Origin of the sequence: Agrococcus terreus, from assembly GCF_014645235.1 — a bacterium.
In the GTDB taxonomy this organism is placed as follows: domain Bacteria; phylum Actinomycetota; class Actinomycetes; order Actinomycetales; family Microbacteriaceae; genus Agrococcus; species Agrococcus terreus.
Map to the genome: position 1 here is coordinate 350004 of NZ_BMLM01000002.1, position 15770 is coordinate 365773.

The window sequence follows — 15770 nt, forward strand, 5'->3', positions numbered from 1 at the left end:
TCGGCTCGAGCCGGCCTAGCCGTCGACGAGCGCCGCCACCTGGCGGGCGATCTCCAGCTCCTCCTGCGTCGGCACGACCCACACCTCGATCGGCGAGCCGTCGGCCGAGATGCGGCGCTCGCCGCGGCCGGCGTTCCGCTCCGGATCGAGCACGATGCCGAGCCCCTCGAGCCCCGCGAGCGCCGCGGCCCGCACGGGCGCGGCGTTCTCGCCGACGCCCGCGGTGAAGGCGATGGCGTCGGTGCGGCCGAGGTGCGCGAGGTAGGCGCCGATCGTGCCCCGGAGGCGGTGCGCCACGATCTCGAGCGCCTCGACGGCGCGCGGGATGCCGGCGTCGGCCGCCTGCTGCACGTCGCGCATGTCGCCGGTGCCCGTGAGGCCGAGCAGGCCCGAGCGCTTGTTGAGCAGCACGTCGATCTCGTCGACCGAGAGGCCCGCGACGCGGTGCAGGTGGAAGACGACCCCGGGGTCGATGTCGCCGGAGCGCGTGCCCATCACCAGGCCCGCGAGCGGTGTCATCCCCATCGACGTCTCGACGCTGCGGCCGCCGCGCACGGCCGTCGCCGAGGCGCCGTTGCCGAGGTGGAGCACGATCGAGCTCACGTCCTCGATCGGCCGCCCGAGCAGCTCGGCGAGGCGGCGCGAGACGAACTGGTGGCTCGTGCCGTGGAAGCCGTACTTGCGGATGCGGTGCTCGGCCGCCACCTGCGCATCGATCGCGTACCGGTGCGCGGCCGGCGGGATCGTGAGGTGGAACGCGGTGTCGAACACGGCGACGTGCGGGTAGCCGGGGAAGGTGGCGCGCGCCGACCGGATGCCCTGCAGGTTCGCGGGGTTGTGGAGCGGCGCGAGCGGCGACAGGTCGTCGATCTGCGCGGCCACGTCGTCGTCGACGAGCACGGCGCGGTCGAAGCGCGCGCCGCCCTGCACGACGCGGTGGCCGACGCCGACGAGCCCCGCCTCCTCGAGCGCGGGGCCGTGCGCCTCGAACTGGCGCAGCACCCAGCCGAACGCCTTCCCGTGGTCGGTGATCACCCGCTCCTCGCGGACCGGCTCGATCCCGGGCGCCTCGTGCTTCGCGACCGCGGCCGTCTCGCCGATCCGCTCGACGATGCCGCTCGCGAGCGCCGTCCCCGCGTCGACGTCGACGAGCTGGTACTTGAGGCTCGACGAGCCGGCGTTGATGACGAAGACGGAGCGGGTCACGCGTCGACCTCCCAGGTGGCGGCGGGGCGCTCGGTGCGCGACTGCGCCTGGATCGCCGTGATCGCGATCGTGTTCACGATGTCGCTCACGAGCGCGCCGCGCGAGAGGTCGTTGACGGGCTTCGCGAGCCCCTGCAGCACGGGGCCGATCGCGAGCGCGCCCGCGCTGCGCTGCACGGCCTTGTAGGTGTTGTTGCCGGTGTTGAGGTCGGGGAAGACGAAGACGGTCGCGCGGCCGGCGACCTCCGACTCCGGCATCTTCTTCGCGGCGACCGCCGCGTCGGCGGCGGCGTCGTACTGGATGGGCCCCTCGACGAGCAGCTCGGGCGCGCGCTCGCGCACGAGGCGCGTGGCGGCGCGCACGCGGTCGACCTCGGCGCCGGTGCCCGACTCCCCCGTCGAGTACGAGAGCATCGCCACCCGCGGCTCGATGCCGAACTCGGCGGCGGTGCGCGCGGACGAGACGGCGATGTCGGCGAGCTCCTCGACGGTCGGCTCGGGGATGACGGCGCAGTCGCCGTAGACGAGCACGCGGTCGGCGAGGGCCATGAGGAAGACGCTGGAGACGACCGAGACGCCGGGCGCGGTCTTGATCGTCTCGAACGAGGGCTTGATCGTGTGCGCGGTCGTGTGCGCGGCGCCCGAGACCATGCCGTCGGCGTCGCCGGTGTGGACCATGAGCGTGCCGAAGTAGCTGACGTCGCGCAGCCGCTCGGTCGCCTGCTCGATCGTCACGCCCTTGTGCGCGCGGAGCCGCTGGTACTCGGCCGCGTAGCGGGGCAGCAGCTCGCGGTCATCGGTCGCGACGATCCGCGCCGCCGACAGGTCGAGCCCGAGGGCCGAGGCGCGCTGCCGCACGGCGGCCTCGTCGCCGAGGATCGTGAGCCGGGCGATGCCGCGCGCGAGCACCGTCGAGGCGGCCTGCAGGATGCGGTCGTCGTCGCCCTCGGGGAGCACGATGTGCCGCAGGTCGCCGCGCGCCCGCTCGACGAGCGAGTGCTCGAAGATGAGCGGCGTGACGACACCGGTGCCCGTCACCTCGAGGCGCCCGAGCAGCGCCTCGACGTCGACGTGCTCCTCGAAGAGCGCGAGCGCGAGGTCGCGCTTGCGCTGCGTGCCGTCGGCGAGCGAGCCGCGCGTCGTCGCGATGCGCCGCGCGGTCTCGTAGGTGCCGTGCGGGCTCAGCCCGATGGGCAGGTCGAGCTCGAGGCCGTCGAGGAGGCGCTGCACCGAGGGGTGCAGGTCGAAGCCGCCGTTGAGCACGATGCCGGCGATCGACGGGAACGTGTCCGACTGCTGCGCGAGCAGGGTGCCGACGACGACGTCCGAGCGGTCGCCGGGCATGACGAGGATGCCGCCCTCGATGAGCCGCTCGAGCACGTGCTCCATCGACATGCCGGCGACGACGGTGCCGAGCGACTCTCGCGTGAGCAGCTCGCGGTCGCCGCGCAGCAGCTCGGCGTCGACCGCGCGGAAGAGGGTGCCGACGCTCGGGGCGCTCAGCAGGCCGTCCTCGGGGATCGACCAGATGGGGAGGCCGTCGGGCACGGCGCCGACGAGCGCCTCCGGGATGCCCGCGATCGCCTCGGGGTCGGCCCGGTTCACGACGACGCCGGCGATCGAGGCGTGCGCGGCCGCGAGCTCGGCGGTCGTCACGTCGGCGAGCTGGCGGAGGTCGTCGGCGGTGCGGGGCGCGTCGGTCTCGGGGTCGCGGCCGCCGAGCACGAGCAGCACCGAGGCGCCGAGGTTCGCGGCGACGCGCGCGTTGAAGCCGAGCTCGGTGGGGCTGCCGACGTCGGTGTAGTCGGAGCCGAGCACGACGATCGCGTCGAAGCGCTCGTCGATGCGGTGGTACCGGTCGACGATGCGCGCGAGCGCCGCCTCCGCGTCGTCGTGGACCTCGGCGTACGTCGCGCCGATGGCGTCGTCGTACGCGAGGTCGACCGCGTCGTGGGCGAGCAGCAGCTCGAGCACCCGATCGCGCTCGTCGACGGAGCGCGCCACGGGCCGGAACACGCCGACCCTGCCGACGCGGCGGCTCAGCGCGTCGACGAGCCCGAGCGCGACGATCGACTTGCCAGCGTGCCCCTCGGGGGAGGCGATGACGATGCGGGTCGGCACGCGCCCAGGCTACGTCGTGCCGCCTGGATTCGCCCCGGATCCTGCGCGGATCCGGACGCGTCCCGCCCGCCGTGGGGTCGGGATCCGGATGCTGGGAGTCCAAGGAGCACCGGGTCACGAAACGGTAACGAATCGTTCATGACCTGAACACACCCTCAGCACAGGGTGAAGATTGACGCCGACGCCAACGACGGCGTCGCCCATCGAAGGGAAGAACGTGACGCATCACAGCACAGCGCGGACGACGCTGCGCCGCGCGGTCGCAGTCGGCACGGCGGTCGCGGTCGGCGCGAGCGCCGCCGTGTTCGGCGCGACGACGGCCAACGCGGTCGCAGCACCGTCCAGCACGCCCGCATACGAGGACGGACGCTACATCGTCGTCCTCGCAGAGGACGCCCTCGCAACCTATGAGGGCGGCATCACGGGTCTCGCACGCACCGCGCCCCAGCGCGGGCAGGACCTCGACACCGGCTCGAACGCCTCCCGCGCGTACCGCGCGCACCTCGCCGACCGCCAGCAGGACGTGGCGGCCTCGGTGGGTGCGGAGGTCGACGTCGAGCTGACCGCGGCGGTGAACGGCTTCGTCGCCGACCTCACCGGCGACCAGGCCGCGCAGCTCTCGCGCCAGGCCGGCGTCCGCTCGGTCGAGGCGAACGAGATCCTGCAGGTCACGAGCTCTCCCGCGAACGACTACCTCGAGCTCCCCGAGCTCTGGGAGCAGGTCGGCGGCATGGGCGAGGCGGGCAAGGGCGTCGTCGTCGGCGTGCTCGACACGGGCATCGCGCCCGAGAACCCCTTCTTCGCGGGCGAGCCGCTGGGCACGACGGCCGGCGACGAGCCCTACCGCGCCGCGGACGGCACGATCGTCTACGAGAAGTCCGACGGCGGCACCTTCACGGGCGTCTGCGAGACGGGCTCCGGCTTCACGGCCGACGACTGCTCGACGAAGATCGTCGGCGCGCGCTACTACGTCGACGGCTTCGGCGAGTCGCGCCTCGGCACCGAGGACCAGGTCCCCGGCGAGTACCTGTCGCCGCGCGACGGCGACGGCCACGGCTCGCACACGGCCTCGACGGCCGCGGGCAACGCCGACGTCGCGATCCAGTCGGTCGGCGGCGCCGACCTCGGCACCATGTCGGGCGTCGCGCCCGAGGCGCGCATCGCCGCGTACAAGGTGTGCTGGTCGGGTCCGGACCCCACGGTGACGACGGACGACGGCTGCGCCTCGACCGACCTCGTCGCGGCGATCGACCAGGCCGTCATCGACGGCGTCGACGTCATCAACTACTCGATCGGCGGCGGCGCCGCGACCTCCGTGGTCGCAGCCACCGACCTGTCGTTCCTCGGCGCAGCTGCGGCTGGCGTCTTCGTGTCGGCCTCGGCCGGCAACTCGGGCCCCGGCGCCTCGACGCTCGACCACGCCTCGCCGTGGTACACGACCGTCGCGGCCACGACCGTCCCGAACTACGAGGCGACGGTCACGCTCGCCGACGGCGAGAAGATCCCCGGCGGCTCGATCACGGTGCCGTTCGACGGCGAGGTGACGGGCCAGCTCGTCGCCGCCCGTGCGATCCCGGCAGCCGGCCAGACCGCCGACGACGCCGCGCTGTGCCTCCCCGGCACGCTCGACGCCGCCGCGGCCGACGGCAAGATCGTGCTCTGCGAGCGCGGCGTGAACGCCCGCGTCGAGAAGTCGGAGGTGGCGGCCGATGCCGGCGCCATCGGCGTCGTCCTCGCGAACGTCACGCCCGGCTCGATCGACCTCGACGACCACGTCGTGCCGACCGTCCACGTCGACGCGCAGTTCTACGAGGCCGTCGCGGCCGCAGCAGCCGCCGGCGAGACGATCACGCTGAGCCCCGGCAACACCTCGGGCATCGAGACCGTGGCCCCCGTGGTCGCAGGCTTCTCGTCGCGCGGTCCGGTGCTCGCCGACGGCTCGGACGTCATCAAGCCCGACATCGCGGCGCCCGGCGTGGGCATCATCGCCGCGTCCTGGCAGGCACCGGGCGGCCCCGACCGCTACGAGTTCCTCTCGGGCACCTCGATGGCCGCACCGCACATCGCGGGCCTCGCCGCCGTCTACCTGTCGGAGCACCCGCTGGCCAGCCCCGCGGAGGTGAAGAGCGCGCTCATGACGAGCGCGGAGGACACCTTCCTGTCGGACGGCGCCCGCGAGACGAACCCGTTCAACCAGGGCGCCGGCATCGTCGACTCGCCCTCGTTCCTGAACCCCGGCCTCATCTACGAGAACGGCACCGAGGACTGGTACGGCTACCTGCGCGGCCTGGGCTACGGCCTGCCGGACTCGTGGGTGGGCGAGGCGATCGACCCGAGCGACCTCAACATCCCGTCGATCGGCATCGGCTCGCTCGCCGGCACGCAGACCGTGACGCGCACGCTCACGGCCCTCGAGCCCGGCAGCTACGAGGTGTCGGTCGAGGGCGTCCCGGGCGTCGACGTGTCGGTCTCGCCGCAGGTGCTCGACTTCACGGCCGCCGGCCAGGAGCTCTCGTACGAGGTGACCTTCACCACGACGACGGCGACGCCGGACGAGTGGTCGACGGGCTTCCTCACCTGGTCGAGCTCCGCGAACGCCGTGCGCTCGCCGATCGCGGTCAACCCGATCGCGGTCGACGTGCCCGAGTGGATCCAGGGCGAGGGTCGCCGTGCGTCGCTCACGGTCGACGGCGTCGCCGGCGCCACCGGCACGCTGACGACCTCGACGGCCGGCTTCGCCGCCTACCAGCGCCTCGGCGCCGACAGCGGCACGACGGGCGACGAGTTCCAGTACCCGTTCACGGTCGGGCAGGGCGAGCTCGTCCACGACATCGTCCTCGCGGGCGACGAGTCGGTGGCCGACCTCGACCTGTACGTCTACCGCCTGAACGACGCCGGGCAGCCGGTCGAGCAGTGGGTCGGCGGTACGCCGTCGGCCGACGAGGCCGTCCTCCTCGAGGACCCGCAGCCCGGCCGCTACATCGCGCTCGTCGACGTGTACTCGGTGGCGGGCGGCGGCGAGACGCCGTTCATCCTCGAGCACGCGGCCGTCAAGCCGGGCGGCAAGGGCAAGCTCACCGCGAGCCCTCGCTCGCAGGACGTGCAGGCCGGCGAGGACTTCCAGGTGAACGTGACCTGGAACGGCCTCGGCGCCAACGAGCAGTACCTCGGCGTGGTGCTGTACGAGCTGGCCGGAGCGACGGAGCGCACCTACGTGTACGCCGAGTCGGCGCCCGGCCCGCAGACCGGACGCGGCCAGCTGCCGTAACCTCCGGGACCGACAGCGGCGGGGCGGGGGCGCGAGCCTCCGCCCCGCCGTGGTCCCTGTCCGGGCAGGCACCCTCGGATGCCGTAGGATCGCACGGNTTCGAATCCCCCATCCTCCGCCAGCGCGTCCGCGCGCACCCCCAGCTCCACGGCCGCCGCGTGTACGGTGGTCGTCAGGCCAGATCGACTCGTCACGTTGGAGCCCCCATGCGCCCAAGCAGTCGTCCGCGCTCGTCCGGCAACGAGGTGCGCGCGTGAGCGGCCGCGTCCTCGTCGTCGACGACGACCGCGACATCCGCGACCTCGTCGCCATCAAGCTCGAGTCCGCCGGACTCGACGTCGAGACCCGCCCCGACGGCCCCCAGGGGCTCGAGGCCGCGCTCGACGGCAGCTGGGCGGCCATCGTGCTCGACGTCATGATGCCCGGCATGTCCGGCATCGACGTGCTCCGCTCGCTGCGCGAGCGCGGCGTGCAGACGCCCGTGATCCTCCTGACCGCCCGCGGTCAGGAGAAGGACGTCGAGGCTGGCTTCGCCGCCGGCGCCGACGACTACGTCACCAAGCCCTTCAGCCCCCGTGCCCTGCTCGCCCGGGTGACCGCCGCGCTCGGATGATCACGCCCCTGCCCGCCGAGTTCCTGTGGGTGGTGCTCATCGCGTCGTCCGCGCTCATCGTCGGGTCGCTGGCCGCGCTGCTCCTGCAGCGCACGCGCCGGCACGCGCGGGCCCGCCGGCGCGAGGCGCTCGACGCGCAGCTGCGCCCGCTCGTGCTCGAGGCGACCGTCGCCGAGGGCGACGAGATCGACGACGTGCTCGAGCGCGTGCGCGCGCTCGCGCGCGTCGAGCGCGAGCACATCGGCCGCACGGCGTACCAGATGCTCCGCGACATCACGGGCGAGGCCGCCACGAACCTGCGCGCCGTCGCCGACGCGGCGGGGCTCGTGCCGCGCGTGGTCGCCGACACCCGCAGCCGCGACGCGGTGATCCGGGCGGACGCCGCGGAGGCGCTCGGCCTCCTCGCGCCGGAGGGCGCGCTCGAGCGCCTCCGCGAGCTCGCCCGCGACCCCTCCCCCGAGGTGCGGACGGTCGCCGTGCGCGCGCTCGGCGGCTTCGACGACGACGCCGCGGTGCGCAGCATCGTGGCGGCGCTCGCCGCCGACTCCGGCGTCCCCGCGACCGTCGCGACCACCGCGCTGCTCCAGCAGGGCTGGGCGGCGGGCGACCGCGTGCGCCTCGCGCTCGAGGACGAGGACCCGAGCGTGCGCCGCGGCGCCGCGCGCGTCGCCGGCATCCTCCAGGCCCCCGGATCCGCGGAGCGCCTCGTCGCGCTCGTCGACGATCCGCTGGAGTCGGTCCGGATCGCCGCCATGCGCTCGCTCGAGCGCGTGCCGAGCCGCGACGCCGTCGGCCCGCTCGTCCGCGCCGCGCTCGAGGGCGGCGTGCTCGGCGAGGCCGCCGCCACGACCCTGCTCGCGATGCCGGGCGCCTGGACGCGCGAGGCGATCGCGCGCATCGACCACGAGGCCGAGCCCGGCGTGCGCCGCGCCGCCGGCCTGCGACGCAAGGAGGCGGCGGCATGAGCTGGGACTGGCTGCGCGAGGCCCTGACGACGTTCTTCGCCGTCACGATGTGGCCGACGGGCATCTACTTCCTGCTCGCGAACACGGCGATGCTCGTGCTCATCGTCATCGCCGCGCGCCACTTCTCGCGATACCTGCGCCGCAGCGAGCACCGCGGCGAGGACGCGATGGCCGGCTCGCCCGTGAGCCTGGGCGTCAGCGTGATCATGCCCGCCTACAACGAGGAGGCGGTGATCCGCACGAGCGTGCGGTCGGTGCTCGACCTGCGCTACCCCGACCACGAGGTCATCGTGGTGAACGACGGCAGCGCCGATGCCACGATGCAGGTGCTCAAGGACGCGTACGGCCTGGTGCTCGACGACCGCGACGTGCCCGGCCGCATCCCCGTGCGCGGCACGATCCGCGGCATCTGGCGCGCCCCCGACGGGGCCGTGCCGCTGACCGTCGTCGACAAGGAGAACTCCGGCCGCTCCGACTCCGTCAACGTCGGCCTCGACCTCGCGAGCAAGGACCTCGTGGTGATGGTCGACGCCGACTCGATCCTCGAGCCGGACTCGCTGCTGTCGGTGTCGAAGCCGTTCGCCGACGACCCGGAGCGCGTCGTCGCGACCGGCGGCGTCGTGCGCATCGTCAACAACAGCCGCGTGCAGGGCGGCCGCATCGTCGACGTGCGGATGCCGAAGCAGACGATCGCGCGCATCCAGGTCGTCGAGTACCTGCGCGCGTTCCTCCTCGGGCGCACCGCGTGGTCGGACCTGGGCGCGCTCATCCTCATCTCGGGCGCGTTCGGCATGTTCCGCCGCGACGTGCTCATCGATGTCGGAGGCCTCGACCCCGATTCGATCGGCGAGGATTTCGAGCTCGTCATGCGGATCCAGAAGTGGATCAAGGAGGGCAAGCGCGACCTGCGGGTCGAGTTCGTCGCCGAGCCCGTCAGCTGGACCGAGTGCCCCTCGACCGTGAAGGTGCTCGCGCGCCAGCGCCGTCGCTGGCACCGCGGCCTGTGGGAGGTCCTCTGGGGCTACCGCGCGATGCTGCTGAACCCGAAGTACGGCAAGGTCGGCATGGTCGCCCTCCCCTACTACTGGCTGTTCGAGCTGTTCGCGCCGCTCGTCGAGATCGCCGGCATCATCCTCGTGCCGCTCGGCCTGTTGCTCGGCGTCGTCGACCCCGCCTTCGCGATCCTGCTCATCGTCGTCTCGTACGTCTACGGCACGCTCGTCACGCTCGCGGCGGTCGTGGTCGAGGAGTCGTCGTTCCACCGCTACGAGCGCTGGAGCGACCTGGGCGCGACGCTGTGGGCCGTGATCGCCGAGAACTTCGGCTACCGCCAGCTCACCGCCATCTGGCGTCTGCAGGGCTGGTGGGCCGGCCTCACGAACCAGAAGCAGGTGTGGGGCGAGATGACCCGCGCGGGCTTCTCGGAGGAGGCCGACGAGCCGACGGGCACGCCCGCCCGCTGAGCCCCGGAGAGCCGGCGGTCAGCGCTGCGCCGCCGCCGGCAGGCTGAAGGTCGCCGTCGAGCCGACGCCGCGCCGGCTCGTGAACCGGAGCGACCCGCCGTGGGCCTGCGAGATCATGCTGCAGATCCAGAGGCCCAGGCCCGCGCCCTGCACACCGGAGGCGCGCGCCTCGGCCGACCGGAAGAAGCGCTCGAAGACCCGCGCGGCCTCCTCGGGCTCCATGCCGATGCCGTCGTCGCTCACCGCGATCGTCGGCCCGTCGCGGTCGTCGGTCACGACGACCTGCACGGAGCCGTCGTCGCGCGTGTACTTGATGCCGTTCGAGATGAGGTTCTCGATCACCTGCGCGATGCGGCGCGGGTCGCCGTCGGCCCAGGCGCTCGGGCCGTCGACGAGCTCGAGGCGCACGCCGCGGCGTCGCGCGCGGTGCGCGAGGAGCGCGACGGCATCCTGCGCGAGCTCGCGCAGGTCGATGCGCTCCACCTCGAGCCGCAGCTCGCCCCGCGCCATCTCGCCGACGATGAGGAGGTCCTCGACGAGCGCGCGCAGGCGCGCGGTGTTGCGGCGCATCGTGTGCAGCCAGCCGACCACGTGCTCGGGGAGCTCCTCGTCGAGCACGAGCTCGAGGTAGCCGCCGATCGACGTGAGCGGCGTGCGGAGCTCGTGCGAGACGAGGGCGACGAACTCGTCGCGGTCCTCGAGCATCCGCATGTAGCTCGTGACGTCGTCGACGGCGACGATCGAGCCTCGGAAGTCGCCGTCGACCATGAGCGGCCGGGACGACACGGTGATCGCGATGAGGTCCTGGCCGGGGCGCTGCGCCCAGACGACGTCGTTGTCGAACGACTCGCCGCGCGCCGCGCGCACGAACGGCGTCTCCGGCCGCCGGATGGGCCGCCGGCTCTCGAGCTCGAGGAACGTGGCGTCGAGCATCGCGGCCCGCGCGCCGGAGCCCTGCATCGCGGGGTGGTCGCGCAGCGTCGGGTTGATGCGCTCCACCTTGCCCGAGGCGTCGATGAGCACCAGGCCGATGCGGACCGTCTCGAAGATGGCATCGAGCAGGATGCCGTCGGCGGCGTGCTGCTGCAGCAGCGCGCCGCGCTCCTGCTCGCGCTGGAGCAGCGCGGCCTGCTGCCGCTCGAGGTGCTCCGTGTATCGCTGCGCGAGCCAGGCCGCACCGATGAGGCTCACGGGGATCAGCACGGCGCCGACCGAGTTCGCGGTCAGCACCACGCCCTCGGTCGAGGGGATCCGCAGCGCCATCCCCGCTCCGAGGACCAGGCCTGCGATCGCGGTGATGACGAGGCCGCGGCGGCGCTGCGAGAAGCCGAGCCAGAACGCGGGGAAGCAGGCGAGCAGGCCGACGTTGCGGGGGATCTCCGCATCCGCGTGCAGCACGACGACGGCGAGCAGGTCGAGCACGGGCACGAGCGGCAGCGAGGCAGGAGCGAGCCGAGACCCGAGGCGACCGGATCCGAGCGCGATGAGTGTCGCGAGCGCGATCAGTCCAACGGCGGCAGGCACCCAGGGCCTGACCCACAGCTCGGGCGCGGACAGCGAGGCCACCCCGAGCACGGCGAGCGCCGCGCCGGCGAACACGAGCTGGAGGCGCCGGCCCTCGCGGGCGGGGCTCGACGACGCGGTCGAGGAGGGCCATCCGCGCGCTGACACGCTCACCGTCGTCGGTTGCCCAGGATGCCGCGGACGATCTCGCGGATGATGGTCTGGCCGGTGCGCGATCCGATGAAGTCGGTGACGACGCTGCCCCCGCCGCGCGACCCGCCCGAGCGGCTCCCGCCCGACCGCGAACCGCGGTTGGCGCGCGCCTCGCGCTCGAGGCGTGCGGCCTCCTCCTCGGCGGCCTTCCGCGACTCCTCGTCCTGCTGCGCCTCCTGCGCCGCCGCGAGGCGGGCCTGCAGGATCTCGTAGGCCGACTCGCGGTCGATCGCCGGGCCGTAGGTCGCGAGCAGCGGCGAGGCGTCGACCGCCTGCCGCATGGTCGCCTCGGGCGTCGGGTCCATCGAGCCCTGCGGCGCGCGCAGGCGGGTCCAGGCGACGGGCGTCGGCGCGCCCTGCTCGCCCATCACCGTGACGATCGCCTCGCCGATGCCGAGCGAGGTGAGCACCTGCTCGAGGTCGTAGCCAGACCTGGGGTAGGTGCGCACGGTGGCGCGCAGTGCCGTCGCGTCGTCGGGCGTGTGGGCGCGCAGCTGGTGCTGCACGCGCGAGCCGAGCTGCGCGAGCACGTCTCCCGGCACGTCCTTGGGCGTCTGCGTGACGAAGACGATGCCGACGCCCTTCGAGCGGATCAGTCGCACGGTCTGGGTGATGGCGGACAGGAAGTCCTTCGAGGCGTCCTTGAACAGGAGGTGCGCCTCGTCGAAGAAGAACACCAGCTTCGGCTTCTCAGGATCGCCGACCTCCGGCAGGTCCTCGAACAGGTCGGCGAGCAGCCACATGAGGAAGGTCGAGAAGAGGGCCGGCTGGCTCGCGACCCCCGGCAGCTCGAGCAGGCTCACGACCCCGAGGCCATCGGGGGTGGTGCGCAGCAGCTCTCGCGTGTCGAACTCCGTCTCGCCGAAGAACGCGTCGGCGCCCTGCTCGCTGAACGCCGTCAGCTCCCGCAGGATGACGCCGGCGGTCTGCGTCGAGATGCCGCCGAGCCGCTTGAGCTCGGGCTTGCCCTCGTCGCCCGTGAGCCACAGCAGCAGCTCGCGGAGGTCCTTGAGGTCGATGAGCGGCAGCCGCTGCTCGTCGGCGTAGGCGAAGACGATGCCGAGGCTCGACTCCTGGGTGTCGTTGAGGCCGAGCACCTTCGCGAGCAGCGTCGGGCCGAACGAGAGCACCGTCGCGCGGATGGGGACCCCGATCCCCCGCCCGCCGAGGGCGTAGAACTGGGTCGGGAACGCCTTCGGCTCCCACGCCTGGCCGATGCCGGCGGTGCGGGCGAGCAGCTTCTCGCCGGACTCGCCGGGCGAGGCGAGGCCCGAGAGGTCGCCCTTGATGTCGGCGGCGAACACGGGCACGCCGGCGGCCGAGAGCTGCTCCGCGAGGCCCTGGAGCGTCTTCGTCTTGCCCGTGCCGGTCGCGCCCGCGATGAGGCCGTGGCGGTTGAGCATGCGCAGCGGGATGCGCACCTGCGTCTCGGGGTCGGGGTCGCCGTTGACGAGCGCCCCCATCTCGAGCGACGCGCCCTCGAACGCGTAGCCCTCGCGGATGGCGACGACCTCCGCGGGCGTCAGCGGCCCCTCGGCGTCCTTCGGCTCGACGACGGCGCCCGGCTCGGCCGGCTCGTCGGGGTCGGCCGGCACGGCGCCGTCGACCGGCGCCTCGACGACGCCGTCGACCGGCGGCTCGTGCTCAGGGACGGGCTCGGCGGTGCGAGGGTTGGTGGCGGCCGCCTCCGCGGCCGCCGCAGCGACCGCCGGATCGTGGGCCGGATCGGCGGGGCCGGGTTCGACGATCCCCGCCTCCTGGAGCTCCGCGAGGCGCGCCTCGGCCTCCGCCTGCGCCTTGCGCGCGGCCTCGACCGCGGCCCGCGCCTCCGCCAGCTCGTCGCTCATGGGTGCATCCTATGGGCGGGCGCCCGAGGAGCGGGCGCGGCTCACTCGATCGGCGCCACCCGCCTGGGCTGCACGACGAGCCACAGGGCGCACGTGGCGAGCACGCCGCACGCGAGCATGACGACACCCATGGGGATCGCGTTCTCGATGCGGAAGAGACCGACGACGGGGCTGATGAGGCCCGCGATCGACATGTTGAGCGCGCCGAGGAGCGACGCCGCCGTGCCCGCCTCGCGCGCGTGGTTCGCGAGCGCGAGCGACTGCACGCACGGCATCGACAGCCCGAAGGCGAAGGCGTAGAGGATGAGCGGCGGCACGAGGCCCGCGACGCCGCCGCCGGCGAGGTCGAGCGTGACGATGAGGATGGCCGCGACCACGAGCAGGCCGGTCGAGACCGAGAGCACCCACTGCGGGCCGACGCGGTTGGCGGCGCGCCCCGCGGTCTGCGTGCCGGCGAGGACACCGAGCGAGCAGAGCGCGAAGATGAGGCCGAACTCCCCCGCCGAGAAGCCGTAGACCTCCTGCAGCAGCAGCGACGAGGTGGAGAGGTAGGCGAACATGCCGCCGAAGATGCTCGCGCCGATGATCGCGACGCCCACGAACACGCGGTCGGTGAGCACCGCCCGGTAGCGCTGCCGGAGCGTGGAGTGGCCGGGCAGGGTGCGGAGCTGCTTCGGCAGCGTCTCGCGCAGGAACACGACCTGCAGCACGATGACGAGCACGGCGTAGCCGGCGAGTACCCAGAACAGGCCGCGCCAGTGGAGGATGCCGAGCAGCCACGAGCCGAGCACCGGCGCCGCGATGGGCGCGAGGCCGATGACGAGCGCGAGGCGCGACAGCGCCGTGACGAGCCGCTTGCCGCTGAAGAGGTCGCGCACCATCGCCATCGCGACGACCGTGCCGGCCGCCGCGCCGAACCCCTGCAGCACGCGCAGCGCCAGCAGCGACGCGATGTCGGGCGCGAGCGCGACCCCGACGCTCGCGATCACGTGCACGCTCGTCGCGACGAGCAGCGGGCGGCGCCTGCCGACGCGGTCGGAGAGCGGGCCGACGATGAGCTGGCCGAGCGCGAAGCCGAGCGTCGTCGCCGAGAGCGTGAGCTGGACCGTCGCGTCGGTGGTCGCGAACTCGTGCTTGAGCTCGGGGAACGCCGGCAGGTACAGGTCGATCGTGAAGGGGCCGAGCCCGGCCAGCAGGCCGAGCACGACGAGGGTCGTGATGCGGCGGCTGCGGGTGAGCTGGTCTCCGGGGTGGCCGGTCACCGGGCGGCGGGCGCGTCGAGCGCGAGCGGGACGTCGGCGCGGTCGGCCACGCGCTCCTCACCGGTCGCGGCGTCGTGCTCGAACACGACCCGGCCGTCGATGAGCACGGTGCGCGGGCGGGCCATCGGGTCCATCCAGTCGCCGCCCCAGACCACCAGGTCGGCGCGCTTGCCGGGCTCGAGCGAGCCCACCTGGTCGGCGATGCCGAGCACCTTCGCCGGGTTGATCGTGATGGCGCGGAGCGCCGTCTCGCGATCGAGCCCCTCGCGCACCGCGAGCGACGCCTGGAGCACGAGGAACGAGATCGGGATCACCGGGTGGTCGGTGATGATCGAGAGCTCGACGCCCGCCTTCGCGAGCTTGCCGGGGTTCGCGATCGAGCGCTTGCGCAGCTCCATCTTCGACTTCGTCGTGAAGAGCGGGCCGATGAGCACGGGCACGCCGCGCTCGGCGAGGAGGTCGGCGACGACGTGCGCCTCGGTGCCGTGGTCGATGACGAGGTCGTAGCCGAACTCCGCCTGGATGCGGAGCGCCGTGACGATGTCGTCGGCGCGGTGGGCGTGCTGGCGCCACGGGATCTCGCGGCGCAGCACCTTGCCGAGCGCCTCCATGGTGAGGTCGACCTCCGCCGGCTTCTCGGGGTCGGCCTGGCGGGCCGCGTAGTTCTGCGCGGCGACGAAGGCGTCGCGGATGATCTTCGCGGTGCCGAGGCGGGTCGACGGCGTCTGCTTCTTCTCGCCGTAGACGCGCTTGGGGTTCTCGCCGAGGGCCGACTTCACGCCGGCGGGCTCGCGGAGGACCATGTGGTCGACGATGCGTCCGTGCGTGTGGAGGGTGGTGGCCTGGCCGCCGATCGGGTTGCCGGAGCCCGGGTTGACGTTGACGGTCGTGACGCCGCCCGCGAGCGCGAGGTCGAAGCCCTCGTCGAAGGGGTCGATCGCGTCGATGGTGCGGACCCCGGCGGTGTTGGGGTTCGTCATCTCGTTCGTGTCGTTGCCGGCCGAGCCGTCGCCCTCCGGGTGCACGCCGAGGTGCACGTGCGCGTCGACGAGACCGGGCGTGACCTGGGCGCCCGCGACGTCGAGGACCTCCGCGCCCTCGGGCGCCTGCACGTCGGCGCCGAGCGCCTCGATGCGGCCGTCGCGGACGACGATGGTGCCCTCGAACTCCTCGCCCTCGACGGGGACGACGCGGGCGTTGACGATGGCGAGCAGCATGGAGTCCCTCTTCGTATCTGATTCCGTGCTCCCCAGCCTACGCCTCCTTAGCCCGGCGAACGACATGCGATCCGCGGGGATCCGCGGCGGCAG

At 73.4% G+C, this 15770-nt stretch carries 10 protein-coding genes; 4 read left to right on the forward strand and 6 right to left on the reverse strand.

Going from position 1 to position 15770, the window contains the following annotated elements; genetic code table 11:
- Positions 1-15 precede the first annotated feature (15 nt).
- Positions 16-1206, reverse strand: a complete 1191-nt coding sequence (locus IEW90_RS11515; protein WP_188718427.1) for an acetate/propionate family kinase — start codon at positions 1204-1206, stop codon at positions 16-18.
- Positions 1203-3326 carry a phosphate acetyltransferase gene (gene pta / locus IEW90_RS11520; RefSeq protein ID WP_188718428.1) on the reverse strand — a complete coding sequence of 708 codons (2124 nt, stop codon included), beginning with the start codon at positions 3324-3326 and terminating at the stop codon, positions 1203-1205. The genes IEW90_RS11515 and pta overlap by 4 nt, the downstream gene beginning before the upstream one ends.
- A 217-nt stretch (positions 3327-3543) precedes the next feature.
- On the opposite strand from pta, the gene IEW90_RS11525 reads away from it, so the two are divergent.
- From IEW90_RS11525 to IEW90_RS11540, 4 genes are all read left to right on the forward strand, one after another.
- On the forward strand, positions 3544-6594 hold the full coding sequence (locus IEW90_RS11525) for a S8 family serine peptidase (protein ID WP_188718429.1): 3051 nt from the start codon (positions 3544-3546) through the stop codon (positions 6592-6594).
- Between the two features lie 253 nt (positions 6595-6847).
- The gene (locus IEW90_RS11530) at positions 6848-7207 is read left to right on the forward strand and encodes a response regulator transcription factor (protein WP_188718430.1); all 360 of its coding nucleotides are present in this window, start codon (positions 6848-6850) and stop codon (positions 7205-7207) included.
- Positions 7204-8172 carry a HEAT repeat domain-containing protein gene (locus tag IEW90_RS11535; protein ID WP_188718431.1) on the forward strand — a complete coding sequence of 323 codons (969 nt, stop codon included), beginning with the start codon at positions 7204-7206 and terminating at the stop codon, positions 8170-8172. The genes IEW90_RS11530 and IEW90_RS11535 overlap by 4 nt, the downstream gene beginning before the upstream one ends.
- Positions 8169-9635: a glycosyltransferase family 2 protein gene (locus IEW90_RS11540; protein ID WP_188718432.1), complete on the forward strand. Its 1467-nt coding sequence runs from the start codon at positions 8169-8171 to the stop codon at positions 9633-9635. The genes IEW90_RS11535 and IEW90_RS11540 overlap by 4 nt, the downstream gene beginning before the upstream one ends.
- An 18-nt stretch (positions 9636-9653) precedes the next feature.
- Here IEW90_RS11540 and IEW90_RS11545 read toward each other — a convergent pair whose 3' ends face one another.
- Genes IEW90_RS11545 through IEW90_RS11560 form a run of 4 tightly spaced genes read right to left on the reverse strand, consistent with a single transcriptional unit; the run spans position 9654 to position 15677 of the window.
- Positions 9654-11306, reverse strand: a complete 1653-nt coding sequence (locus tag IEW90_RS11545; RefSeq protein WP_188718433.1) for a sensor histidine kinase — start codon at positions 11304-11306, stop codon at positions 9654-9656.
- Positions 11307-11308: 2 nt separating this feature from the next.
- Complete coding sequence (locus tag IEW90_RS11550; RefSeq protein WP_188718434.1) at positions 11309-13198, reverse strand: helicase HerA-like domain-containing protein; 1890 nt, start codon at positions 13196-13198, stop codon at positions 11309-11311.
- 41 nt (positions 13199-13239) lie between these two features.
- The gene (locus tag IEW90_RS11555) at positions 13240-14460 is read right to left on the reverse strand and encodes a multidrug effflux MFS transporter (RefSeq protein ID WP_188718435.1); all 1221 of its coding nucleotides are present in this window, start codon (positions 14458-14460) and stop codon (positions 13240-13242) included.
- The gene (locus IEW90_RS11560; RefSeq protein ID WP_188718436.1) at positions 14457-15677 is read right to left on the reverse strand and encodes an amidohydrolase; all 1221 of its coding nucleotides are present in this window, start codon (positions 15675-15677) and stop codon (positions 14457-14459) included. Before IEW90_RS11560 ends, IEW90_RS11555 begins: the two co-directional genes overlap by 4 nt.
- Positions 15678-15770 lie beyond the last annotated feature (93 nt).